The organism is Aeromonas sp. A35_P (assembly GCF_002259925.1).
Lineage (GTDB): Bacteria > Pseudomonadota > Gammaproteobacteria > Enterobacterales > Aeromonadaceae > Aeromonas > Aeromonas dhakensis.
This window is the reverse complement of record NZ_NEVB01000218.1, coordinates 1-24,008: the sequence shown is the minus strand read 5'-3', so window position 1 is coordinate 24,008 and position 24,008 is coordinate 1. Positions and strand designations below refer to the sequence as shown.

At 63.5% G+C, this 24,008-nt stretch carries 19 protein-coding genes, 3 tRNA genes and 1 other RNA gene; 15 read left to right on the top strand and 8 right to left on the bottom strand.

Annotated elements, in window-relative coordinates; translation table 11 throughout:
- Nucleotides 1–215: 215 nt before the first annotated feature.
- Complete coding sequence (alr, locus tag CAK78_RS16675) at nt 216–1,328, top strand: alanine racemase (RefSeq protein WP_176452829.1); 1,113 nt, start codon at nt 216–218, stop codon at nt 1,326–1,328.
- Nucleotides 1,329–1,460: 132 nt separating this feature from the next.
- On the opposite strand, the gene CAK78_RS16670 is transcribed toward alr, so the two are convergent.
- Nucleotides 1,461–2,312, bottom strand: coding sequence for an alpha/beta hydrolase family protein (locus CAK78_RS16670; protein WP_017778881.1), 852 nt, complete (start codon nt 2,310–2,312; stop codon nt 1,461–1,463).
- Between the two features lie 82 nt (nt 2,313–2,394).
- Between CAK78_RS16670 and CAK78_RS16665 the strand changes: the two genes are divergently transcribed.
- Nucleotides 2,395–2,973: a TetR/AcrR family transcriptional regulator gene (locus CAK78_RS16665; RefSeq protein ID WP_254924808.1), complete on the top strand. Its 579-nt coding sequence runs from the start codon at nt 2,395–2,397 to the stop codon at nt 2,971–2,973.
- 165 nt (nt 2,974–3,138) lie between these two features.
- Here CAK78_RS16665 and CAK78_RS16660 read toward each other — a convergent pair.
- From CAK78_RS16660 to dauA, 3 genes are all read right to left on the bottom strand, one after another.
- Nucleotides 3,139–3,267: non-coding RNA, RtT sRNA (locus CAK78_RS16660), on the bottom strand.
- A gap of 220 nt (nt 3,268–3,487) precedes the next feature.
- Nucleotides 3,488–3,575, bottom strand: a tRNA-Ser gene (locus CAK78_RS16655).
- 272 nt (nt 3,576–3,847) lie between these two features.
- Nucleotides 3,848–5,584: a C4-dicarboxylic acid transporter DauA gene (gene dauA / locus CAK78_RS16650; RefSeq protein ID WP_094698018.1), complete on the bottom strand. Its 1,737-nt coding sequence runs from the start codon at nt 5,582–5,584 to the stop codon at nt 3,848–3,850.
- Nucleotides 5,585–6,134: 550 nt separating this feature from the next.
- On the opposite strand from dauA, the gene CAK78_RS16645 reads away from it, so the two are divergent.
- From CAK78_RS16645 to CAK78_RS16600, 10 genes are all read left to right on the top strand, one after another.
- Nucleotides 6,135–6,210, top strand: a tRNA-Asn gene (locus tag CAK78_RS16645).
- 2 nt (nt 6,211–6,212) lie between these two features.
- Nucleotides 6,213–6,288, top strand: a tRNA-Asn gene (locus CAK78_RS16640).
- A 149-nt stretch (nt 6,289–6,437) separates the two neighbouring features.
- Nucleotides 6,438–6,923: a YqhA family protein gene (locus CAK78_RS16635; protein ID WP_005301997.1), complete on the top strand. Its 486-nt coding sequence runs from the start codon at nt 6,438–6,440 to the stop codon at nt 6,921–6,923.
- Between the two features lie 118 nt (nt 6,924–7,041).
- Nucleotides 7,042–7,491 (top strand): hypothetical protein, encoded by a 450-nt coding sequence (locus CAK78_RS16630; RefSeq protein ID WP_094698017.1) that lies wholly within the window; start codon nt 7,042–7,044, stop codon nt 7,489–7,491.
- 4 nt (nt 7,492–7,495) lie between these two features.
- Complete coding sequence (locus CAK78_RS16625) at nt 7,496–10,465, top strand: YncE family protein (protein ID WP_176452828.1); 2,970 nt, start codon at nt 7,496–7,498, stop codon at nt 10,463–10,465.
- On the top strand, nt 10,465–11,283 hold the full coding sequence (locus CAK78_RS16620; protein ID WP_094698016.1) for an FTR1 family iron permease: 819 nt from the start codon (nt 10,465–10,467) through the stop codon (nt 11,281–11,283). Before CAK78_RS16625 ends, CAK78_RS16620 begins: the two co-directional genes overlap by 1 nt.
- A 95-nt stretch (nt 11,284–11,378) precedes the next feature.
- Nucleotides 11,379–12,803 (top strand): FAD-dependent oxidoreductase, encoded by a 1,425-nt coding sequence (locus CAK78_RS16615; RefSeq protein ID WP_094698015.1) that lies wholly within the window; start codon nt 11,379–11,381, stop codon nt 12,801–12,803.
- 131 nt (nt 12,804–12,934) lie between these two features.
- Complete coding sequence (locus tag CAK78_RS16610) at nt 12,935–13,495, top strand: hypothetical protein (RefSeq protein WP_005302010.1); 561 nt, start codon at nt 12,935–12,937, stop codon at nt 13,493–13,495.
- A gap of 187 nt (nt 13,496–13,682) precedes the next feature.
- Nucleotides 13,683–14,966 carry a hypothetical protein gene (locus CAK78_RS16605; protein WP_094698014.1) on the top strand — a complete coding sequence of 428 codons (1,284 nt, stop codon included), beginning with the start codon at nt 13,683–13,685 and terminating at the stop codon, nt 14,964–14,966.
- A gap of 44 nt (nt 14,967–15,010) precedes the next feature.
- The gene (locus CAK78_RS16600; RefSeq protein WP_094698013.1) at nt 15,011–16,201 is read left to right on the top strand and encodes a Bcr/CflA family multidrug efflux MFS transporter; all 1,191 of its coding nucleotides are present in this window, start codon (nt 15,011–15,013) and stop codon (nt 16,199–16,201) included.
- Nucleotides 16,202–16,274: 73 nt separating this feature from the next.
- On the opposite strand, the gene CAK78_RS16595 is transcribed toward CAK78_RS16600, so the two are convergent.
- The 3 genes from CAK78_RS16595 to CAK78_RS16585 all read right to left on the bottom strand — a co-directional run bounded on the left by CAK78_RS16595 (nt 16,275) and on the right by CAK78_RS16585 (nt 18,916).
- On the bottom strand, nt 16,275–16,841 hold the full coding sequence (locus CAK78_RS16595; protein WP_094698012.1) for a pyridoxamine 5'-phosphate oxidase family protein: 567 nt from the start codon (nt 16,839–16,841) through the stop codon (nt 16,275–16,277).
- Between the two features lie 25 nt (nt 16,842–16,866).
- Nucleotides 16,867–18,294, bottom strand: a complete 1,428-nt coding sequence (nhaD, locus tag CAK78_RS16590) for a sodium:proton antiporter NhaD (protein ID WP_094698011.1) — start codon at nt 18,292–18,294, stop codon at nt 16,867–16,869.
- A 154-nt stretch (nt 18,295–18,448) separates the two neighbouring features.
- Nucleotides 18,449–18,916 carry a DUF4357 domain-containing protein gene (locus tag CAK78_RS16585; RefSeq protein ID WP_005302024.1) on the bottom strand — a complete coding sequence of 156 codons (468 nt, stop codon included), beginning with the start codon at nt 18,914–18,916 and terminating at the stop codon, nt 18,449–18,451.
- A gap of 175 nt (nt 18,917–19,091) precedes the next feature.
- Here CAK78_RS16585 and CAK78_RS16580 point away from each other — a divergent pair, with 175 nt between their 5' ends.
- From CAK78_RS16580 to CAK78_RS16570, 3 genes are all read left to right on the top strand, one after another.
- A complete protein-coding gene (locus tag CAK78_RS16580) occupies nt 19,092–19,772 on the top strand; it encodes an ABC transporter ATP-binding protein (RefSeq protein ID WP_094698010.1) in 681 nt (226 codons plus the stop codon).
- Nucleotides 19,773–19,793: 21 nt separating this feature from the next.
- On the top strand, nt 19,794–22,241 hold the full coding sequence (locus tag CAK78_RS16575; protein WP_094698009.1) for an FtsX-like permease family protein: 2,448 nt from the start codon (nt 19,794–19,796) through the stop codon (nt 22,239–22,241).
- A gap of 185 nt (nt 22,242–22,426) precedes the next feature.
- Nucleotides 22,427–23,479: a lipocalin-like domain-containing protein gene (locus CAK78_RS16570; protein WP_094698008.1), complete on the top strand. Its 1,053-nt coding sequence runs from the start codon at nt 22,427–22,429 to the stop codon at nt 23,477–23,479.
- Nucleotides 23,480–23,491: 12 nt separating this feature from the next.
- Here CAK78_RS16570 and CAK78_RS16565 read toward each other — a convergent pair.
- The coding region (locus CAK78_RS16565) for an IS1595 family transposase (RefSeq protein WP_141214198.1) at nt 23,492–24,008 on the bottom strand (517 nt) is incomplete at its 5' end.

Sequence of the window (24,008 nt, the reverse complement as noted above, 5' to 3'; positions counted from 1 at the left end):
ATACAGAGGAATATCCCGTATTTTGCCCATTTTCACATTCCCATCCGCCACATAATTTACCAACCAAAAAAACAACTGATAACATCTTTTTACAATTTCAAGCATATAAAACAACATGATTCGGTACTCCCCCGTTTGCTCGTCTCAGCCACCGGGATCACAGGATCAGGATTGAGACCAGCAGCCAACTTCTCATCGAGCAGACACCCGACCCCATGATGAACACAGTTACGGCCAGCATCGATCTGGATGCACTCCAGCACAATTTCGCCATGGCACGCCGCCACGCCCCCCACAGCAAGATCATCGCGGTACTCAAGGCCAATGCCTATGGTCACGGGCTGCTGCCGGTGGCACATGCCCTCGCCCAGGCCGATGCCTACGCCGTGGCCAGGGTCGAGGAGGCGCTGGTGCTGCGTGCCAACGCCATCACCAAGCCCATCCTGGTGCTGGGGGGCTTCTTCAGTGCCGAGGCGCTGCCACTGCTGGCCAAACACGATCTGCAGACCACCCTGCATACCTGGGAGCAGTTGGCGCTGCTCGAACAGGCCACTCTGCCCGCCCCCATCAAGGTGTGGCTCAAGCTCGATACCGGGATGAACCGGCTCGGGCTGCGCGCCCAGGAGCTGCCGGCCTTCATCGAGCGGCTGAGTCATTGCCGCAATGTGGTGCAGCCGTTCCAGCTGATGACCCACTTCAGCCAGTCCGATGAGCAGGATACCCAGGCCACTTTGCTGCAGATCGAGGAGTTCAACCGCCTCTCTGCCCATCTGCCGGGCGAACGGGCCATGGCCAACTCCGCCGGCATCCTCGCCTGGCCGGCCTCGCGCAGCGACTGGATCCGCCCCGGCCTCATGCTTTATGGCGCCTCCCCCTTTACCGGCCAGCTCGCCGCCGACTACGATCTGCGACCGGTCATGACCCTCAAGAGCCAGCTCATCGCCACCCGCGCCTGCCAGCAGGGCGAGGCGGTCGGCTATGGGGGTCACTGGGTGGCGAGTCGGAACACCACCCTAGGCGTGGTGGCGGCGGGATATGGCGATGGCTACCCGCGCATGGCGCCCGAAGGAACCCCCATGCTGATCAATGGCCGTCGGGTTCCCATCGTGGGTCGGGTCTCCATGGACATGATCACCGTCGATCTGGGTCCGGCGGCCAGCGACAAGGTGGGGGACGAGGTGACACTGTGGGGGGAAGGACTGCCAGTGGAGCAGGTAGCCGAGAAGATAGGCACCATCCCCTACGAGCTGCTCACCCGCCTGACCAGCCGGGTCCATCTCATCCATTGCGACAGCCGCGAACAGATGCCGATGTTGAAGCTGGCCTGAGCAATCAGGCTGAGGGCGGCCGCAGCGAGGTGATAATCCGGCCCCTGACAACCAAAAGGCCCCGTCTTGCAACGGGGCCTTTGCCTGATGGGGAATTCAGGAGCAAGGTGCCACGACCTTATCCGCATGGACTCAGCGAATCCCCTCCAATGACTTGAACCAGGCGAGGCTGGCCTGCCACAGAGGCGTGGCAGACTTGCGAAAGTAGCCCATATGGCCGATTGCTCCATCCAAAGTATGAGGAGAGAGATCAACACGCGTCACGGGAGCATTACTGTAGTGCTTCATGAAGGCGTCGCGTGATGCGGGCATCGCCCAGCGATCGTCCAGCGCATTGGCCGCCACAATGGGAGTCTGGACGCTTTGGTAAGCACGCTCGATGCCACGCATCGCCGGGTCGTCAAAGAAATAGTGACGAAAACGGCACCAGTATCGCCATTGTACAAAGGCGCCTTTTGGCAAGTCTTCTCCCATGCCCAGCAGGCTCCACGCGCAATAGCCTTTCCACCAGGTCAGCAGCGGCAGCACTGTGTTCCACATGGTGAGCACCTTGAGCTGCTCGCTGAAGGGCATATAGCCGTGCCACCCGGCCCCGGTGCCGAAGACATAGAGCCCGGATACTTTCCGATGATTGGGGAGCAGGCCGAAGGCGTGCCCACCATAGGAGTGGCCGATGACGAACAGGGGGAGATCGTCCCCGCTCATGGTTTCCACTGCGGCGGCCAGATCGCGCCTTCCCCAATCGAGCAAATCCATCTCGAAGCCTTTGAGTGACGCGGGTTTTGACGCGCCTATGCCCCGGTAGTCAAAAGTCAGGGTAGTAAACCCTTGCTCACTGGCGAACTCGGCAAAGCGACGATAGAAGCCCTGCGGCACGCCAGTAGCCCCCGCGACGATGATCTTGCCCTGCACCTGCCCTGTTGCCGGGTACAGTTGCCCCTGGATCAGATAGTCATCGTCGGTGTGAAACGAGATAGCAGCCATATTCCTCCCTGAAGTATGACGATTGTCATAGTCATGCTCCGAACGCTATACTATGACACTCGTCATAGCAAGAGGGTGCAGCGTGAAAGAGTGCGCATCGACCGGGCGTCAACGGGTGATTGAGGCCGCTGCCGCCATGCTGGCACGGCATGGTTTGAGAGGGATCAGCATCCGTGAAGTAAGCAAGTTCGCCGATGCTCCCCTGGGTTCCACGTATCATCATTTTCCCGGCGGCAAGAATCAGATAGTGACGGAGGCAATACGCTGGGCCGGCGCCCAGGCATCCGAACAACTGCAGCGCTGCCTGCAGGCCGATGCCAGGCAGGGTCTCGGTCTGTTTGTATCCCACTGGTGTGAGCGGTTGACGCAATCTCACTTTCGCGCGGGGTGCCCGGTCGTGGCAGCAGCCATCGAAGCGCAGCATGAAGAGGATGGGGAGCCAATCAAGGAGGCGGTGGCCCAGGTCTTTGGCCACTGGCAACAGCTGATTGCCGATCACCTGATGGCACAGGGGCAGGCCGACGCCTCTGCCAGAGCCTGTGCGCTGGGGATCATCGCCAGCATAGAGGGCGCCATCGTGTTGTGCCGTGCCCATCAAAGCAGCGAGCCCCTGGATGCGGTATTGGCATGCTTACCCAGATTGATGGGCACCGCCGAGTGATGGCACGCCTTGGCACCCAATAACGGGGCTATAGAGCACGGAGCAGCCCGGATACATGTCCGGCGGGGAAATCACTGCCCCTCGTTCCCAGGGGGATGATGCCGAGAGATTCATGACTAAATAAAACAAAAGGCCCCGTCTTGCGACGGGGCCTTTTGTTTTATTTGGCGGTGAGGGAGGGATGATTCGCCACTGCGTGGCTCACCCCTTCGGGGCGGCCTACGGCCGTTCATCGCAGCAAGCTGCTCTGCTCGAACCCGGCGAGGGTTCTCACCCTCCCTCTTCGACATGAGCTGATGACTCTTCAAAGCAAAAAACCGACCATCAGGTCGGTTTTAACATCTGAGGATGGGTCGGGATTGACTCGCACCGTCCCTGGCGCTCGCCCTGCAGGCGGCCTCTGGCCGTCCATGCGGGCTGTCCTGCCCGCCTGTCGAACCAGGGCCCGAACCAAGCCGCCCGTCACCGGATAAAGCAAAAGGCCCCGTCTTGCGACGGGGCCTTTTGCTTTATTTGGCGGTGAGGGAGGGATTCGAACCCTCGATACGTTGCCGTATACACACTTTCCAGGCGTGCTCCTTCAGCCACTCGGACACCTCACCAAATTTTTACTTCTTGAAGTGGCTTTCGGAGCACGCTGCGCGTGCATCTTGCCGACTTCGTCGGTGGGCAGCCTCTCGGTCACCTCACCAAATTTTGGTCTGTTGTTTAATGTGCTCAGCCAGCACCTCGTTCGTTGCGCCGTTGCGCTGGAACGGGGCGTAATGTACGGGATACGACGGCATGCGGTCAATGCAATTTTTCACTTTTTGCGTTCGTTTGCTCATTATCCGAACCAAGTGACTAAAAACATGCCGTTTCGTATCCCTTTCAATCAATTTCCAGCCGCTTCGTGCAAATGCTCGCCTTTGAGTGCCTCTTCCAGCGAGCCGTAGAATTCCAGCTGACCGGGCACCGGACGCACCTTGGCGCGCGCCAGGGTCTTGAGCGGCTGGAACTGCAGCTCGGCCACCCGCAGTTGCACTCCCGCCTTGGCCATCTGCTTTTCAAACTGCAGGAAGGCGGAGAGCCCGCCGGCGTCCAAGATGGAGACCGCCTCCATCTGCAGCACCAGCAGCTTGTGCCCCTTGACCTGGGCCACCAGCTCGCCGAACACCCGCTCGGCGGCCGCGAAGAACAGCGGACCGTTGACCTTGTAGAGTAGCGCCTGCTCCGGCACTTCCTGGGCGTAGCGCTTGTGATCCGCCAAGTTGTGCAGCCTGGTCATCTTGGCAATCTCGCGCATAAAGAGCAGGGAAGCGAGGATCACCCCGAAAGTGATGGCAATGACCATGTCGAAGATGACGGTCAGCGACAGGCAGACCAGCAGCACCAGCACGTCGGATCTGGGGGCGCGGCGAATGAGCTCCACCACCTTGTGTGCCTCGCTCATGTTCCAGGCGACGATGAGCAGCAGGGCCGCCATGGCCGAGAGCGGCAGCCAGGAGAGCCAGGGCGCCAGCACCAGGATGGCGGCCAGCACCACCAGCGCATGCACGATGCCGGAGATGGGAGAGGTAGCCCCGGCCCGCACGTTGGCGGCGGAGCGGGCAATGGCGGCGGTGGCGGTGATGCCGCCAAAGAAGGGGGCGACTATGTTGCCAAGCCCCTGCCCCACCAGCTCGGCGTTGGAGCTGTGTTTGCGGCCCGTCATGCCATCCAGCACCACGGCGCATAGCAGGGATTCGATGGCCCCCAACATCGCCATGGAAAAGGCGGCGGGCAACAGGCGCTCAATAGCGGCCAGGTTCCACTCCACCGGCGAGCCATCCGGCCCCGGCAGGGCCCAGGGCATCACCAGGGTCGGCGCGATGGGCGGGATCCCCATGCCCTGACTGCCGTCGGCCAGGGTATAGCTGAACTTGCTGCCGATGGTGGCCACGTCCACCCCGAACTGATGCAGGCCAAAGCCCAACCCCACCCCCACCAGCACGGCGGGCAGATGGCCGGGCACCGGCAGGCGCAGACGCGGCCAGAGCAGCAACACTGCCAGGGTCGCAACCCCCACCAGCGTATCCCCCCACTGCCAGCTGGGCAGGGCATGGGCCAGCGCCTCAACTTTGCCGAGGTAGGTTTCCGGCATCTCGGGCACCTGCAAACCGAAGAAGTCCTTGATCTGCAAGGTGGCGATCACGATGGCGATACCGCCGGTGAAGCCCAGGGTCACCGAAGGCGGAATGTACTCGATGAGGCGCCCGAGCCGGGCCACCCCCATGGCCACCAGGAAGAAGCCCGAGATCAGGGTCGCCATCAACAGGCCGCCCACGCCGAACTGCTGGGCCACCGGATAGAGGATCACCACGAAGGCGGCAGTCGGCCCCGAGATGGAGAAACGGGAGCCACCGGTCACGGCAATGATGATGCCGGCAATGATGGCGGTATAGAGACCGTGCTGCGGCGGCACGCCACTGGCGATGGCCAGCGCCATGGCCAGCGGAATGGCGATGATGCCGACCGTGATGCCGGCGATCAGGTCGCGGCCGAAGCGGGGAACGCTATAGGGTTCGTCAATACAGGATTGGCGTAAAGCAATGGCCAGCTTCACGCTTTGCAGGGGGGCTTGGTTGTGCATCTATTCGTAATACCAGAAGAGGGAGATAAAGGCCGGATTGAACCGGCGCCCGATCATCATCAAGGGCCGGCAGAGCTGTCGACACGGCGATGGTATCCTAGCCAACCATACCCCAGCCGATGAAATATTTCGATGGGCGGGATCAATGAATGGCCGTTACCACGCAATATTGCCGGTGATAGTCAGCATATCGACCACTTTTCTCACCATTACGCAGCACACTCACTTCGCCTGCTAACCAATTTCCCCCTTCCTTATCTTGGTCGCACTCCCTCCCCCTCTTTATATCTACCTGTCGGATACGGTGCCGGCGCTCGCCCCTCCCTCATCCTGTCCCGGCAGCCAATGCATTTCATCTACCTCCTGACTCGGCTGCTTCCCCCTTGGCGAGCCTGCGAGGCTCACTCCAAGCTGCTGATTGTGCTGAAAATAGTCCGCGGCGGCCAAGTTTTGGGCAAACGGTCCGAAATCCCCTTTTTGCAACGGATCGCGGGTTGACACCCGGCGGACGGGCCATTAATATCCGCACCGTCTCGACGAGACAGGCAATTCCTCCTTAGTTCAGTCGGTAGAACGGCGGACTGTTAATCCGTATGTCACTGGTTCAAGTCCAGTAGGAGGAGCCAATTCCCTCGTAGTTCAGTCGGTAGAACGGCGGACTGTTAATCCGTATGTCACAGGTTCAAGTCCTGTCGAGGGAGCCACATTCGAAAGCCCGGCCTTATGGCCGGGCTTTTTGCATTCTGTCGCCCGGCTCGCACTGCTCGTCATCACGGGTTGTGAACGACAGGGATCCCCCTGAGGGCCATTTCGCGCCATAATCAGCGCAACCTTACCCTCTTCAGGAGTTTTCATGCGCCGTTTCAACTTAATGCTCAATGGCAGCCGGTTGATGATGTTTCCCTTCTATGTCTGCATCCTTGTCTGTGTTGCTCTCTTGATGGTGAAGTTCGCCATGCAGCTCTATGAGCTATGTCGCGATATCATCGACATCCCCTATCTGGATCTCATCACAGGGGTGCTGACCCTGGTGGACTTCGTGCTGGTGGCCCAGATGCTGATCCTGGTGGCCATCTGCGGCTACGTGCAGTTCATCAAGACCCCGGAGCAGCGGGCAGCCCTTGGCGACAACTGGCTCAGCAAGATCAATTTTGCCTCCCTCAAACTCATCGTCATCAACTCCTTGGTCACCATCGCCGGGATCGAGGTGCTCAAGGCCTTCCTGACCGACGGTACCGGCAACGAGATCGAGATGAAGTGGTCGGTCATCGTCTTCCTCGCCTTCTCCACCGCGGCGCTCATCTACGCGGTCACCGAGCGGCTGGCGGACCACAAGTAGCGCCTATTTTCATTCAGCCTTTATTCATCAAAGGCCGAATTGATAACTCTTTTCATTACCTTTACTGCATTGTAAACTTGCTCCCCCCGGGCTGCAGTGCCCGGGCGTTGGAGCACCTATGACAAGCCTTTCCCTCTCACCACGACACTGCTGGCAGTGGCTGGCCTATCACCATCAGGCCGCCGAGGGCTCCCTCTATATGATGTTCTTCTCCGGCCTGCTGCTGTGGGAACCGCTGACCCCGCTCTGGTCGCTGGCACGCTGGAACCTGTTCCTGCACGTCGCCCTCTCGCTCACCCTGTTCCCCCTGCTGTTCGGCGCGTTCTGGCTCTCCCATCGCAACCTGCTGCGCAAAAGCCGCAAGCCTTTCTTGCGCACCACCGGCCGCATCATCGAAGCCTTGCTGCTGGTCTGTCTGGCCAGTGGTCTGCTGCTGGTATTGCACGGCACCCCGGGCGATAGCCTGGGCAACCTTGCCAGCTGGGCTCACTGGCTGAGCGCCCTCGCGTTGACTCCCCTGGTGCTGCGCCACGCCTGGCGCTGGACCATCTTGAAATGGCGCACCTGATCTTATGTTGAAGTTGTTGTTATCCCTGATGTTGGCCGCCCTGCTGCTGGGGACCGCCTCGGCCCAGGAGATGGGCACCGCCATGATTGCCTATGACGAGGGGAGTGCCCCGCGCCTCGTCACCGCCAACCAGAGCGCAGGCTCGGTCACCCTGCTTGAGCGCGATAGCGGCAAGCGACTCAAAGAGGCACAACTGGGGGGCGATCTGCGCCAGCTGGCCCGCGCCGATGACGGCACCCTGCTGGTGACCGACTACCGCGGCGATCGGTTGCTGCTGCTGGATGATGATCTCGCCCTGGACAAGGCGATCCCCACCGGCCATAGGCCCTACGGCGTCATCTTCGATCCCAAGCGGCAATGGTTCTGGGTCACGCTGTTCGAATCAGCTCGCCTGCAGGCTTATGACACCGCGGGCAAGCTGCAGCTGGATGCAGAAACCGCCGAGACACCCCGCGGGCTGGCCCTGACCGACGACGATCGCCTGCTACTGACCCACGCCATGACCGGCCAGCTCGCCATCTATGATCTCGCCAAGCTTGAGAAGGACGCTCAGGGGGCTACCCTGCCCAAACCCAAGCTCATCACCCTGGCCGAGACCCACAGCGATACCCCAAGCGACTCGCAGGGCTTGCCGCGCCTGCTGGACGGCATCACCCTCTCCCCCGATGGCAGCGAAGCCTGGCTGCCCCACGTGCTGTGGAGCTTCGATCACCCCTTCCAGTTTCAGAGCACCGTCTTTCCGGCGGTCTCCATCATCGATCTGGATGAAGAGAAAGAGCGGGTCGACGAAAGAAAGCAGCTCTTCTTGCAGATCAACCTGCCCAGCGTCGGCAACCGCAGCCAGATCGTCTCCAACCCGTTTGCGGCGCGCTTCGCCGCCGATGGCAAGCGGGTCTACCTGACCCTGGCGGGCTCGGAGGATCTGCTGGTGTTCGACCTGTCGCGCAGCGGCAAGCAGAACAGCAACCGCCACAGACGCAAGAAGTTTCAGGGGGGCGCCAAGGCGACCCAGCTCCTTCGCCACCTGCCGAGCCAGAATCCGCGCGACTTGTTTGTTGAGGGCGACCACATCCTGGTACACAACGTCATGGGGCAGGATCTTACCCGTCTCAACACCGGCGGCAACGGCCCGTTTGCCCGAGTCACAGTCGATGTGCCCCACTTCGCCAAACTGGTCGAGACGGATCCGCGCCCCGAACCGCTTCAGCGCGGCGAGCGGTTGTTCAATCTTGGCAACACCGCCGCCAACAGCCGCTTCCCCATGGCGGGGGACAACTGGATGAGCTGCAACTCCTGCCATCTGGACGGGTTCAACTTCACCAACCGCTATCTGATGGCGGCCCATCGCCAGCAGAGCGGCGACAACGCCATCAACGGTCACGCCAACCTCGCCAACATGGTGGCGGGGGACTTTATCGGCGAATACCTGCGCATGACCCAGCAGACCCAGGGCGGCATGGGCCATGACACCCGCGATGGCGCCGAGCCGGTCGACCCCGCCAGGCCCCAGCCCGAGGTGAAGGCGATGATGGAGGATCTGCACGCCTTCGTCACCGCCGATGGCAACCTCCCCTATCTTGCCAACTGGCTCAGGCTCGATGCCCCGCGCAGGGATCCTGCCAAGGCACCGACCACCCATCCCAGGGAGTGGCTCAACTCCGCCTCCTGCCAGAACTGCCACCAACAGGCGTTCCAGGACTGGAGCGAGAGCAACCACCGGCTGATGGGCAACTCCCACCCCTACTACAAGGTGGTGCAAGCGCTGGCCCGCGAAACCGAAGGGGAGGCGTTCGGCCAGTGGTGCCAGGGCTGCCACATGCCCCAGCAGGTGCTGAACGGCCAGCAGGATCTGCCCAAGGGTTCGAATATGTTCGAGCAGGGCGGCGCCTCGCTCATTGCCGCCCACCAGAAAGGCGAGCCCGTGGTGGAGGAAGGGACCGGCTGCGTGCTCTGCCATCGCATCACCAAAGTGGAAGATGCCGGCGGCAACAGCGCCTTTACCGTGAATTTGAAAGACCGCGAGAGCTATGTGTTCGAGGATGCCGCCGGCGGCAGCCTCAAGCACTGGCTGGCCGAGCGGCAGATCAACGCCCGCCCCGCCATGCACAAGGCCTCTTACCAGAAGGATTTCTACCGCGACGCGGCCCTGTGCAAGTCCTGCCACAACGAGTTTGCCCCCGGTACCGGCACCAATATCGTCAACACCTGGGACGAGTGGGAGAAATCCAGCTTCGCCAAGGCGGAGGATCCCACCAAGCGGCGCACCTGCATCGACTGTCATATGAACCCTACACCTGGCAACGGCGGCGCGCCGGTGGCCGGCCAGTCCACCGAAAACGGCACAGTGAAAGAACGGCTCTATCGCCACAACTTTACCGGCGCCCAGCACCAGCTGGTGGGGCTGCGCAATCCCGCGCTCGAGCAGGAGAGCCTGGCGCTCTTGCGCTCAAGCGCCACCCTCTCCGCCCGCATTGAAAGCCAGAGCGGCCAGCCCGAGCTGGTAGTGCGGGTCGCCAATACCGGCGCTGGCCACGCCCTGCCCACCGGGGTCGCCGATTTCCGTGAACTCTGGCTGGAACTGACCATCACCGATGCCAGCGGCAAGCTGCTGCTTGCCAGCGGCCAGCCAGTGGATGGCGCCGTCCCTGACGATGCGCGACTGTTCAGGAAGGTGTTCGGCGATGCCGAGGGCAAGCCGGTGGGGCTCAAATTCTGGCGCTACGCCAAGCTCTTGGAAGACACCCGTATTCCGGCCGATGGCTGGCGCGATGAAGCCAGGCCGCTGCCGGCGGATGCCCAAGGGCCCTTCAAGGCCGATATCAAACTCAATTTCCGCACTTACCCCAAGTGGGTCAATGATGCGGTGCGCGCCGCCGAGCCGAGCTTGCCGGAGGCACCCATAGTGCTACTTAATCGGCTGCAACTCACCCTGCAGCCTCTCCCCGTCACGCCCGCTACGGAGCCTCAAACCTGATGTTTGCAAGTTTTCTCATTACCCTGCGCGAGGGGCTGGAAGCCTTCCTGCTGGTCGGCATCTGCCTCTCCTACCTCGCCAAGCTGGGGGCGAGCCGCTACAACAAGTTCGTCTATCTGGGGGTGGGGCTGGGCCTGCTTGCCTCTCTCGTGGTCGCCTTCCTGTTCCAGGTGGTGGTGAGCCAGTTCGAGAGCGAGCGCTACAACCATTTGCTGATGGCGGGGATCCTGATTTTTGCCACCCTGGTGCTCACCTACATGGCGGTCTGGATGCAGAAGCAGGCCAAATCCCAGGTGGGGGCCATGACGGCGCGCATCGATGCCGCCATCGACGGCGGCAACCTGTTCGGTCTGGTGCTGCTCGCCTTCCTGGCGGTGATGCGCGAGGGCTTTGAAACCGTGCTCTTCTTCTCGGCTCTGGTCTACTCCGGGCAAGGGGTGGATCTGCACGAGGGGCTGATGGGGGCGCTGGGCGGCCTGCTGCTGTCGGTGGTGCTGGTGTGGGGGCTGCTGCGCTCCACCCGCAAGGTGGCGCTGGCCCCCTTCTTCCGCTGGACCAGCCTGCTCATCATCATCATCGCCGCTGGCCTGCTGTCGTCCGCCGTCAACATGCTGCAGGCGGCCGGGCTCATCACCTTCTGGACCGAGCCGGTCTTCAACATCAGTCACATTCTCGACGATCAGGGGGTATTTGGTACCTTCCTGCGCGCCCTGTTTGGCTACAATGCCTCACCGGCCGGCCTGCAGTTGCTGACCTGGGCCAGCTACCTGGTGATCTTCGTCACCGTCTGGCATCGCAACTATCGTCCCCAGCGCTGATCGCCCAGCGCGGCGCAGCAGCGGATGACAAGGCGGCTCAGCGGGGCCGCCTTTTCAACGTCTTCTCTTTTGGTCAGCGTTTCGGATAAAGAGTCATGAGCAACAACAACACACAACACATAGCGGTACTGGGCGCCGGCCCGGCCGGTCTGATGGCCGTCTGGCGCCTGCGCCAGGCCGGTTTTGCGGTCACCCTGTTCGAGCAGGAGAGCGTGGTGGGCGGCATGTGCGCCACCCAGACCTTCAAGGGACGCGACGGCGAGTATCGCTTCGACTACGGCGGCCACCGCTTCATCACCAAGAACCCCGAGCTGCTCGCCTTTATCGACGAACTGATGGGGGACGACCTGCTCCACGCCGAGCGTAAAAGCGTGATCCGCTTTGGCGGGCGCACCTATGACTACCCCTTGAACCTGCCCAATTTGCTCAAGACGGCGCCGCTCGCCCTGATGGCCGGGGCGATGAAAGACTTGCTGCTGTTGCCCTTTGCCAGGAAGCCCACCGATTTTGCCAAGGCAAGCTTTGCCGAGTGGATCCAGAGCCACTTCGGTCGCACCCTCTATCGCCAGTTCTTCGAGGGCTACACCGGCAAGCTGTGGGGCATCAACCCGGACAAACTCTCCGCCGACTGGGCTGGCCAGCGCATCAGCCTGATTGACCTCAAAGACGTGGCGCGCCGACTGCTGCCAAGACGCAACGGCAGCATCTCGGTGCGCACCTATGCCCGCAAGTACCGCTACCCAAAATATGGCTTCGGCCAGATCTTCACCACCCTGGGGGAGCGGCTGGTAGCCGAAGGGGTTGAGCTGAAAACCGGCGCCACCATCACCCGCCTCGAGCAGAGCGATGGCCGTATCGAACGGGTCTATTGGCAACAGGAGGGGATTGAGCAGAGCGAGCGATTTGATCAGGTCATCTCCACCCTGCCGCTGCCGCTCACCTGCCAACATCTGGGCTTGCCGTGCGATCTGCAATACCGGTCGCTGCGCTTCGTCAATATGCCCCTCAAACAGGAGAACCTGTCGGACAACACCTGGCAGTACCTCTCCGACCCCCATATTCTGGCTACCCGTCTGCAGGAGCCGCGCCGGCGCAGCCCCTTTATGGCGCCCAAGGGCCAGACCTCGGTGATGCTGGAGGTCCCCTGCAACCCGGGAGATGCCACCTGGCAGGCACCGCTCTCTGATCTGCGCGGCCGGGTCACCGCTGATCTCGCCAGTCTCGGCGTCGATACCACCAAACTTGGCGATGAAACATTTGAAGCTCGCAGCGAATACGCCTATCCACTGATGGATCTGGGCTATCAGGCCCGCCGCAACGAGGCCATCCAGGCGCTGATGCCCATCACCAACCTCATCATGACCGGCCGCCAGGGGACATTCCGCTACATCTTCACCGACACAGCCATGGAGATGGGGATGATGGCCGCCGACATGGTGATCGACGGGGTGGACAGACGTCACGCCATCTTCAATCATCGCAACGAAAATACCGTGATTGAGACCCAGAGCGTGGCCTGATGGCCCCTGAATGTGGTGATCGACGGGGTAGACAGACGTCACGCCATCTTCAACCATCGCAACGAAAATACCGTAATTGAGACCCAGAGCGTGGCCTGATGGCCGCGCCATAAACAAACAAGGAGAAGAGGATGACCATCCGCCCGGGTTTACTTGCCCTCACCCTGCTGCTGGCCCTGAGCGGGCAGGCGCAGGCTTACTCCTACGCCGCCGCCGGCAAGGAGCCGCTGATCGATGCTCGCGAGGCACTGCTGGGCGCCGCCACTGACGGCAAGGATGCCAGTGCAACCTTGAGCGAGATTGCCGAGGAGCTGACCTATCTGGAGGAGCACCACAAGGTCGAGCTGCAAGCGCCGCTCGCGGCCGCCATCAAGGCCAAAGACGCCGCGGCTACCGCGGCCCTGCTCAACCGGGCATACAAGGCGGAGATCGAGCGCCGCCTCGAGGGGGCCAGCCAGAACCTTGGCGACTACCAGACCGCCAAGGTGCTGGTGGTCAAGAGCAAGCGCTTCCTGGATTTGATCCTCCCCTCCCTCAGTGAAGGGGATCGCAAGGCCGCCGAGCAGGCGCTGGCCAAGGTGCTCGATGCCATCGGCAACCCTGGGGTGTTCGGGGTGGGCGCCAAGCCCGCCGATGCGGCCGCCTTTAGCGATGCAGAAAAAGCGCTGATGGCCGTGCTGGCACCGCTCTGATGGCCACCAGCCCATCACTGTGCCACCTCGTTGTAACAAACGGTGGGTTGCGCTGCGCGCTACCCACCCTACGCACTTTGATGACCTCTCATCGATGACGACGGCCCCCCTCATCCCCGACCCTTCTCCCGCAAGGGGAGAAGGGGGGCGTCACCACGGCCGATTACGCTTCGCTAATCGACCCTACTTGCTGATCCTTCTACAACTGGTCTGGCTTGGCTGGCTGCTGGCCTTCCCGGTGGCCCTCGATTCCGACGATGCCCTCAACTTTGCCCACGGAGTGGTGCGCTTCAGCGTGTTGGAGTTCTCCCCCCACTTTCCGGGCTACCCCGCCTTTATCTGGCTGGCGCGGCTGATCAACCTGCTGGTGGACGAACCGGCCCGGGCGGTGCAGTTTGCCAGCCTGTTGGGGAGCAGTTTGCTGGCGCCGCTCGCCGCCTCGCTGGCGATGAGGTTATGGCAACGGCCAAGCCTGCTGGCGCCGGTCTGGCTGCTGGTGCTGGCCCTGCCGCTCACCCCGACCCTGGCACTTTCCGGTCTCTCGGATGGGCCTGCGCTCGCCGCCTGGCTCGGGACGCTGCTGGCCTTGCAGCAGCGCAAAACCGCGCTGGCGGGTCTGCTGCTGGGTCTGATGCTGGCACTGCGCCCCTCCTACTTCGTGCTGGCCCTGCTGCCCCTTTGGCTGGGGATGGCGCAAAAAGGTCAGCGGCTTAACTTTCTGCTCCCCATCACGCTGGTGGGGCTAGCCTGCCTGCTGTTTGTCTGGCAGGCCGATGGCTGGGCCTATTTTGCCGAGGGGCGCCGCTTTACCGACGGTCACTTTACCCTGTGGGGCAACACGGCGGCGGCCCACGGCGATCGGCTGCTGAGCTGGGCAAATACCTTCAACGATCAGCTCACCCTGCTCTGGCCCTTGGCTGTCGGGGGACTGCTGGCGCAGCCGCTGTGGCAACGATGCAAGGGCCACGCTGCCGCCCTCTCCCCCTGCTGGTCCCTCTACTGGCTTGCCCTGCTGCTCTGGACCCTGTTTGGCCAGAACCCGGACAATCCCCGCCATCTGGCCCCCATCACCCTGCTCGGCCTGGTGTTGCTGGCAGGCATGCTACCGCGCCGGGGCGAGCTGCCGGCCATGCTGGGGGCCCTCATGCTGCTGCTCTGTACCCTCACCCCGCCGACGGCGCCAGCCATGACCCGGGCTGCCAGACTGGCCGAACAAGCGTGCCCGGCGCTGGTGACCCAGTGGGGAGTGCGGCTGCTGCGCGAAACCACGGCCCTACCCGTCACCGACGGCTGGTATCAGGGGGATGCTCGCCTTGCCTTGCTGCAAGGGGCCTGCCGGCTCAGCCGACGTCCCCTCGGCCCGGAGGATCTGCCCGCCGGTAGCCGGCGAGTCTGGTTTGCCCCCCGCTTTCACGCCGAGCCCGACCTCTGGCTCGGCATACAGGATCACCCCCGTCACCAAAACTGGTAGACTGGATGTTTGTCACTCCCTGACCTCGCACTCACCAAGACTGGATAGCCTATGCCCCCCTCTCCCCCCGTTTCCTGTTCATCCTGCTCGGTGCCCTGGCGGGCCTGACGCCGCTCGCGGTCGACATGTACCTGCCCGCCATTCCGGCCATTGCCCGGGATCTGGCCACCAGCATCGACGGCGCCCAGCTCACCATCAGCGCCTTCCTCGGCGGATTTGCCATCGGCCAGCTCTTCTATGGCCCGCTCGCCGACAGTTATGGCCGCAAGCCGGTGATCCTGGCGGGGCTGGTGATGTTTGCCATCGCCTCGGTGGGCTGCGCCATGGCGGACTCCCTGCCGGAGCTGCTGGCATACCGGATGCTGCAGGCCGCCGGCGGGGCGGCCGGCTCCGTGGTGGTCAATGCGCTGCTGCGCGATCTGTTCGAGAAGGAGGCCTTCTCCCGCGCCATGTCGTTCGTCATTCTGGTGATGACGCTCGCGCCCCTGGTGGCGCCCGTGGTGGGCGGCTACATCAGTGCCCAGAGCGACTGGCAGGTGGTCTTCTGGCTGCTGGTAGCCATCAGCCTGCTTATCTGCCTGGTGATGCAGTGGAAAATTCAGGAGTCCCTCAAGCCTGAGCACAAGCAGCCCCTCAACCTCGGCCAGGTGCTGCGCAACTACTGGGGCGTGCTCTCCCATCGTGGCGCCATGGGTTACGTGCTGTGCGGCGCCCTGTCGAGCTCGGGCATGTTCGCCTTCATCAGCGCCTCCCCCTATGTCTACATCGAGTATTTCAAGGTTCCGACCGAGCACTATGGCTGGCTGTTCGGCCTCAACATCCTGCTGATGATGGTGGTCACCTTCGTCAACAGCCGGCTGGTGAAGGGGGTGGGTGCCGAGCGCATGCTGCAATACGGCCTGCTGGTGCTGCCCTGCGCCGGCGCCCTGCTTATCTACAACGCCTGGAGCCAGAGCGGCGGCCTGTGGGGCATCGTCATTCCGGTGGTGCTGTTCGTCGGCCACATCAGCCTGGTGGGTGCCAACGCCATGACAGGCCTGATGGGCCACTTCCCGCAGTCCGCAGGCACCGCCTCGGCGCTGGCGGGCACCTTGCGCTTTGGCATCGGCGCCCTGGTGGGGGTGCTGGTCAACCTCAATCCCCCCGAATCACCGCTGCCCATGGCCATCGCCATCGCCGGCTGCGGGTTCGGCTCGGCGCTCTGCTACTGGCTGCTGACCGGCAAGCGCGCCTGAGGGCCCCAAGAATGACCAAGCCCTGTCCGACTGGACAGGGCTTTTTTGTGTTCGCTTGCGTGTGCGCGGCCCCTCAGAGGTCCGGTGAGAGTCCGCTTCGCACCAGGATCTCGCTCTCCAGCCCATCCAGGCTCAGCTGATTCTTCTTGCGCCAGTAGGCTTCAATCCCCTCCCGGCCCTGGCGCTCAGACCAGTTGGCGAGGTCTTCCCTGTCACCCTGGTACTCATACAGAGGCACCGACATGCCGCAGGAGGCCTGGACGCGCGCTATGTCTAGCAGGAAGATCTGGCGGGCCGCGACGCTTTGGGGAAAGCGTGTCAGGAACGACGACCACTCAGGATCACTCCGGTGCAGCACCCGTGCCCGGCCATAGGCCCGCAGGATCAGCGGCGCCCCCTCGAAGGCGCAGAACATCACCGTCATGCGCGGATGTTGCAGCACATGGGCCGCCGACTCGTTGCCACTGCCGGTCAGGTTGAGCCAGGCCAGGGTGTGGGCATCGATGACCCTCAGCGAATCCCCGCCCTTGGGGGAGAGATTGACCGTCCCCTCTGCGGTCGCCGTGCCGACGAAGAAGATCTTCTGTGCCTCGATGAAGGCCACATGGCGCGGCGAGAGCGCCTCGAACAGTTGTCCCATCTTGTCTGTCTCTCCATGATCACGCTCAGAACAGGGCGCTGTTGAGCCACAGGTGCGCCCCTATGCCGACCATATAGCCAAGCAGAATGGCGGGCAACCACTTGAGATGGCCAACGAAGGTGTACATGCCCCTCGCCTGCCCCATCAGGGCCACCCCGGCCGCCGAGCCGATGGAGAGCAAACTGCCCCCCACGCCGGTGGTCAGGGTCACCAGCAGCCACTGCCCCGCGCTCATCTGCGGCTCCATGGAGAGGACCCCATACATCACGGGGATGTTGTCGATAAGGGCGGAGAGCAGGCCGATGGCCACGTTGGCCAGGGTCGGATCCCCCTGGTAGAGCAGCTGGGAGGCGAGCGCCAGATAGCCCATGAAGCCGAGCCCGCCGACGCACATCACCACCCCGTAGAAGAAGAGCAGGGTGTCCCACTCCGCCTTGGCTATCTTGTTAAACACGTCGAACGGCACCATGGAGCCCAGGCGCAGCAGCCGGGCCTCGTCGCCGGTGCGCGCGTACAGCGCCCGCTCGCGGGCCAGGGTGACCGGTTGCGTCTTGCGCAGGTAGAAGCCGAAGAACTGCAGATAGCCGAGCCCCATCATCATGCCGAGCACGGGGGGCAGCGCCAGGAAGTGATGACAGGCGACCGCGGTCACTATGGTGAGCAGGAAGAGCAGCACTATGGTGAAGGCCCCGCGTCTGAGCACCACCCGCTCGTGGCTCATGGTGGGGGCATGGCGCGGCACCATCAGGCTCATCAGGGTGGCCGGCACCAGGAAGTTCAGCAGAGCGGGCACGAACAGCAGCAGAAACTGCTCGAAGGGCACCTGGCCCGCCTGCCACACCATCAGGGTGGTGATGTCGCCAAAGGGGCTGAAGGCGCCGCCCGCATTGGCCGCCACCACTATGTTGATGCAGGCCAGGTTGATGAAGCGGCGCTCCCCGTTGGCCACATGGAGAACGACGGTGCACATCAAGAGCGCCGTGGTGAGGTTGTCCACCACCGGGGAGATGAAGAAGGCGAGGATCCCCGTCAGCCAGAACAGGGAGCGCAGGCTGAGCCTGGTGCGTACCAGGCGGGCGCGCAGGGCGTCGAACAGCAGCCGGTCCTCCATGGCGTTGACATAGGTCATGGCCACCAGCAGGAAGAGCATCAGCTCGGCGTACTCCAGCAGCGTCTGGCGAAATCCCGCCACCGCCAGCGGGCTCTGCCCCTGCCCGGCATAGACGATGCCGATGACGATCCAGATGATGCCGGCCGCCACCAGCACGGGCTTGGACTTGCGCAGTTTCAGGTACTCCTCCGCCATCACCAGGGCATAGGCCAGGGCGAAGATGGCCAGAGCAAAGAGGCCGGCGCCGGTGTGCGTCATGGGCAGAGGGCCGCCGTCGGCGAGCGCGGGGGCGCAGAAGAGGCCGAGGATGGCCGAAGAAAACAGACGTGCAGATCCAGACATGGGGCCCCTCTCTTGGAAACCGTCTGGTTTTGAGGCTGGCAGTGGACAGGGAGGTCACCCCCTGCCCTCTCCCTGCTCGCGCCAGACCCGGGTGGGCGAACGCTTGCATCAGGGGCGCAAGATCAGGCGGAGCTCCTTGCCCCTGCCATCAGGGTTATTTCTTGCCAAACCCCGAGCGTTTGAGGGTGTAGCCGGCGCTGTTCTGCCAGGCATCCAGCCCGCTGCGGTTGTTGCCCGCCACCAGGCTGGCGGCCAGGCTCGGGCTGTTGAACAGCTGATCGGCGGTAAAAACGAAGCCCCCTTCGCTGCGCGGGGCCAGGATCCCCTTGCCCAGCAGCTCCTGGCGCAGTTCGATCACCGCCTCGCGCAGGGAAGCCGCATCCTCGCCGTTGGCGGTGGAGCCTGCCAGCACCATGAAGCCGGGGTTCTGCCGCTTGCCCACCGGATACCCGTGCGCCTCGGCCCCCTTGCCGTTGAAGTGGTAGAGCTCGCGCTCCCCCGGCTTGTTGTCGGAGAGCGCCTTTTGCAGGGTCATCAGCTCGTTGTAAATCTCGATGGGGACCACGGCAGCCTGCTTGGCGCCCTTGCTGTCGACGATAAAACTGACTTGCTTGTGTAACATCCTTGCGCATCCTGTGACCCATGGAGGCCCCTATTCTAACCACCACAGACGAGCGGGATCCAGCCAGGATCCTCACCTCTTTTGCAGCCTTGATCACTAACTGGCATAGTGGCACTCACCCTGAGGCGAGCCGAGGGCACGTAATGAAAGCCATTGGCCATCAACCGGTTATCCCATGCTGAATCTGCGCAATCTCGGCAAGAGCTTCGATAACGGCAGCGAACGGCTGCCGCTGTTTCACCACCTTGATCTGACCCTGGCGGCCGGCGAGATCACCCTGCTGCTGGGGCAGAGCGGCTGCGGCAAGTCGACCCTGCTCAACCTCATCGCCGGCCTGCTCCCCCCGGATGAGGGGGAGATCTGGCTGGGGGAGACCCGCCTTGACAACCAGTCGGCGGACGAGCGGGCCCGCCTGCGCGGTCGCCACTTCGGCATCGTCTATCAGGACTTCAACCTGCTGCCGACCCTGACCGTGGCCGAGAACCTCGCCCTGCCCCTTGCCATCAACCAGCTTGCCCGCGATGAGACACGCATTGACGGCCTGCTGGAGAGTCTCGATCTGGCCCACAAGCGCCACGCCTGGCCGGAGCAGCTCTCCGGCGGCCAGCGTCAGCGAGTGGCGCTGGCCCGCGCCCTCATTCACCAGCCGAAGTGGCTGCTCGCCGACGAGCCCACCGGGAGTCTTGATGAACACAACGCCGAGCAGGTGATGGCGCTGATGATGGCGGCGGTGCGCGGCACCGGCGCCGGCCTCTTGCTGGTGAGCCACAACCCAGCCTACAGCGCCCTGGCGGATCGGGTGCTGCGCCTCGAAGGGGGTCAGCTGGTCGAGCTCAAGGGGCGCCGCCATGACTGACGCCCGCCACGGAGGGCTGTGATGTTGCCGCTGCCGCTCAAGGCGCTGCTGCGCCTCTATCGCGCTCACCCCTGGCTGCTGCTGATGAGCCTGGTCGGGCTCACCCTGGGGGTCTCTTTGGTGGTGGCCATCGAGCTCTTGAACCACAGCGCCCGCACCAACTTCGTCGCCGCCCGCAGCCAGCTGGCGGGGGAAGCGAACTACCGGCTGGCGCCGGACGGCGGGCTGGACGAGCAGCTCTATGTGACGCTGGTGCGAAACCAGCCAAACCTCGACGCCATGCCCCAGCTGCACGGCTGGCTGCAAGACGAGCAGGGGCGCAGTTTTCAGCTGCTGGGGATGGATCTGTTCAACCCCGGCCCCTTGCGCCGGCTGTTTGGCGCCGCGCCGGACAAGGAGCCTACTTTCTCCCTCACCCGCGCCGACAGCATCTGGCTGGCCGCCCCCGAGGCCAAGCGCCTTGGCTGGCAAACGGGCCAGAGCCGACGCTTCGTTCAGGGGGGCGCTGAAGGGGCGCAACCCCGCCCGCTGACCCTCACCCTGGCCGGTACCTTCGAGCCCGGCGCCGTGCCCATGGAACGGCTGCTGGTGACCGACATTGGTCTCGCCCAGCCGCTGCTGGGCAAGGAAGGGCGGCTCGATCGCATCGTCTTCAAGTTAAGCGAGCAAGAGGCCACGGCCTTGCAACGCGCCCTGCAGGCTGTGCAGGGAACCGGGCTCGCCGCCCAGCCCTTGTGGCTTGAGCCCATCAGCCCGGCGCTCGATGCCAGCCAGCTCGGCGATGCGCTGGCGCTGAACCTCACGGCGCTCTCCCTGCTCGCCATGGCGGTGGGATTGTTTTTGGTGTTCAACGCCCAGCGCTTCGTGCAGAGCGTGCGCCGCCCCCAGCTGGCCCAGCTCATCATCCTCGGCATGCCGCCGCGCCGGCTGTTGCGCTGGCTGACTCTGGAGATCCTGATCCTCGCCAGCATCGGCACCCTGCTCGGGCTGCTGCTGGGAAGCCTCCTGGCCCTCGCCCTGATGGGGCAGCTCACCCAGGCGCTGGCCGATCTCTATGGCCCCAACCCCATCGATCTGCTGCGCCTCTCCCCCGCGAGCCTTGGCAAGGCGCTGGTGATTGGCTTGGCTGGGACGCTGGCCGCCAACCTGCCCGGCTGGTGGCAGCTGCTGCGCCAATCCCCTTTAGAGCTGCGAGAGGGCAACAGCCGCCCGCCGGCTCACCCCTGGCAACGTCGGGGGCTCGCCATCGTCATCTTGCTGCTCTGCGCGCTCTGTCTGTGGCGGCCAGAAACCGGGCTGGGCGGCGCCCTCTTCGTGGCTGGCGGCTGGCTGCTGGCCATGGCACTCTGGCTGCCCGATGCCCTGCGCGCCGTGCTGGGATGGCTGCGCCGACGCGAGCACGGCTCCCTCAGCGCCCGGCTCGGGGTGGCCGAAACTCTCTATCACCTGGATCGCACCGCCATTGCGGTGATGGCGCTGCAACTGGCCATCGCGGCGGCCATCGGCATCGGCGTCATGGTGTCGAGCTTTCGCTCGAGCGTGGAGATCTGGCTCGGCCAGCGCTTGGCCGCCGATCTCTACGTCACCGCCCCCAAGGGGGTGGCCGGCAGCAAGGGCGCCCTGAGCGAGCAGACCCTGAGCGCCATTCTCGCCGCGCCAGACGTGCGCGCCGCCTCGCGCCGCTCGGTGCACCCGGCCCGCTGGCAGGGGCAGCCCATCGAGTGGGCGCAGATGGACTTTATCCCCGAGCTGCAAGCCGCCTATCCGCTGCTGGCCGGACGCTGGCCCGCCACCCCCGCCGAGGTACTGGCGAGCGAACCGCTGACGGTGCGCCTCGGGGTCAGGGTGGGGCAGACACTCGAAGTCACCGGCGAGCAGGGCCCAAGGGCACTCACCGTCACCGGCGTCTATCAGGATTACGGCAGCGACAAGGGGCAGATACTGCACGCCTTCGAAGGGGGCAAGGTGCAATCCCTGGCTCTCTTCAGCCAGCACGTTGATCGCCTCGCCGATCGCCTGCGGGCCCAGTTTGGCGAGCGGGTGAACCTGTTGCCCGCCCCCGCCATCCACGCCGCCGCCCTCAGGGTGTTCGACCAGACCTTCGTGGTGACCGAGCTATTGAAGTTGCTCATTCTGGGGATCGCCTTCGTCGGCATCGGCTCGGCCTTTATGGTGCTGGGGCTGGCCCGGCGCGGCGAGTTGCAGACCCTGCAAAGCCTTGGCCTGAGCCCGCGCCACTGCCGCCGGTTGCTGGTGTGGCAGGGGGCGGGCCTCGGGTTGCTCACCGCGCTGCTGGCCCTGCCAGTGGGTTATGGCCTTGCCTGGGTGCTGATTGAGGTGGTCAACCCCCGCGCCTTCGGCTGGCGGCTGGCCTTCGAGGCCGCCCCCCTGCACGCCGTCACGGCGCTCCTGCTCGCCCCTGTCTGTGGCGCGCTCGCCTCCTGGTACGCCGCAAGGAGAGTGGTATGAAATATTGGTTGGCGCACTGGCTCGGCCATGGCTTGACGTTCCCATTGACCAGATCTCTGTCACCGCCCTTGATTCAGCGCAGAGAAGCGCACAGAGCGGCCGCGAACCATCCCCTCTCCCTTAGGGAGAGGGCCAGGGTGAGGGAAATCTTGTCCTCTTTACGGACCCTGTGGCGCGCAGCCCGCTTGATCCCGCTTATTGCCATAAGCGGCAACGCGCAGGCCAGCGATCTGGGGGCCATCCTGGGTGGCGGCAGCAATCACTTCAAAAAGGCACTGCCGGGTCACTCCATCCACCTGCCCGCGGATCACGCTGCCCACCCCGACTACCGCTCCGAGTGGTGGTATCTCACCGGCAACCTGAAAGACGAGCAGGGGCGCGACTACGGCATGCAGTGGACCCTGTTTCGCCAGGGTATCGAGCAACAGATAAAATCCGACAACCCCTGGCTCACTCCCCAGCTCTGGCTGGCCCAGTTCGCCATCACGGACTTGAGCAAAGGCAGCCACCAGCAGGACGAGCGCACCAGCCGCCAGGGGCCAGGACTTGCCGGTGCCAGCGGTGGTCAGTATTGGCTCAAAGAGTGGCGGCTTACCTCTCAAGGGGAATCGCTCTTTCCCGCCACCCTCAAGGTGCAGAGCAAGGCGGGGGATCTTGATGTGAAGGTGAGCGCCGCCAAGCCGGCGGTGCTGCAAGGCAAAGCGGGTTACAGCGAGAAGAGCCCGGGCAACGCCTCCTTCTACTACTCCTACCCACGTCTGACCATCAGCGGCACCTTGACCCTGGATGGGGAGACCCGCCACGTCAGCGGTGAGGGCTGGTTTGATCACGAGTGGAGCAGCTCGGTATTGGCCCAGTGGCAATCGGGCTGGGACTGGTTTTCGCTCCAGTTTGACGATGGCCGCGAGCTGATGCTGTTTCGCCTGCGCACCAAGGCGGGCCGCGCCAATCCAGAAAACAAGCCGGAGAACCGCTACGGCATCCTGATTGAGCGGGACGGCAGCAGCCGGGTTCTCGCCCCAGACAGTATCCACCTCACCCCCGGCAAGACCTGGCGCGGCCCCAAGGGGCAGGACTACCCCGTGGAGTGGCAGCTTAAGGCCGGGGATCTCAACCTCCGCATTCAGGCTCGACGGCCCAATCAGGCCATGACAGGGCGTTTTGACTACTGGGAGGGGGCAGTGTCCGTCTCGGGAGATGCCAAGGGCGTCGGCTATCTGGAGATGACGGGGTATTAATAGCCAACCTGATTACCCATGACCCTCAGCCAGCTTCAAGAGCCGATATGGCATCGGAGGGCTTGCCACGACTGCATGCCCCAATTCAACCAACATGCTTTTGAGGTCAAAACGATGATTAAACCGGAAGCAGTATTCAGCAAGATGTCTCGGTAAATGCTTCGCTCCGAGCGTATGGCAACTGCCCCGCAGCGAGTTCTTCACATTCCCTATCATCGTGTTTACCCAGTTGAATGCCGGATGATCCAGCAAGTCAAGGTTGCCCCCGGTGACAACACCCAGGTGCTCACAATTGGCCTCCTTCACCGCCCTGAAACAGGCCAATCCATCGGATATCACCGCGCTACCACTGGCAACATGCCGTTTTGCCCAATCAGCAATGGACTTGGTTTTGAAACCATCGACCACCGTCATCCGCATCTTGATTGGATGCCCTTCCTTGTTCAGGGCCACTGCTGCCACAAATGGCGTCTTGCCTGCCGCGCCCCGACCCCGTTTGCCACCACGGTGCTCGCCACCCCAGTAGACA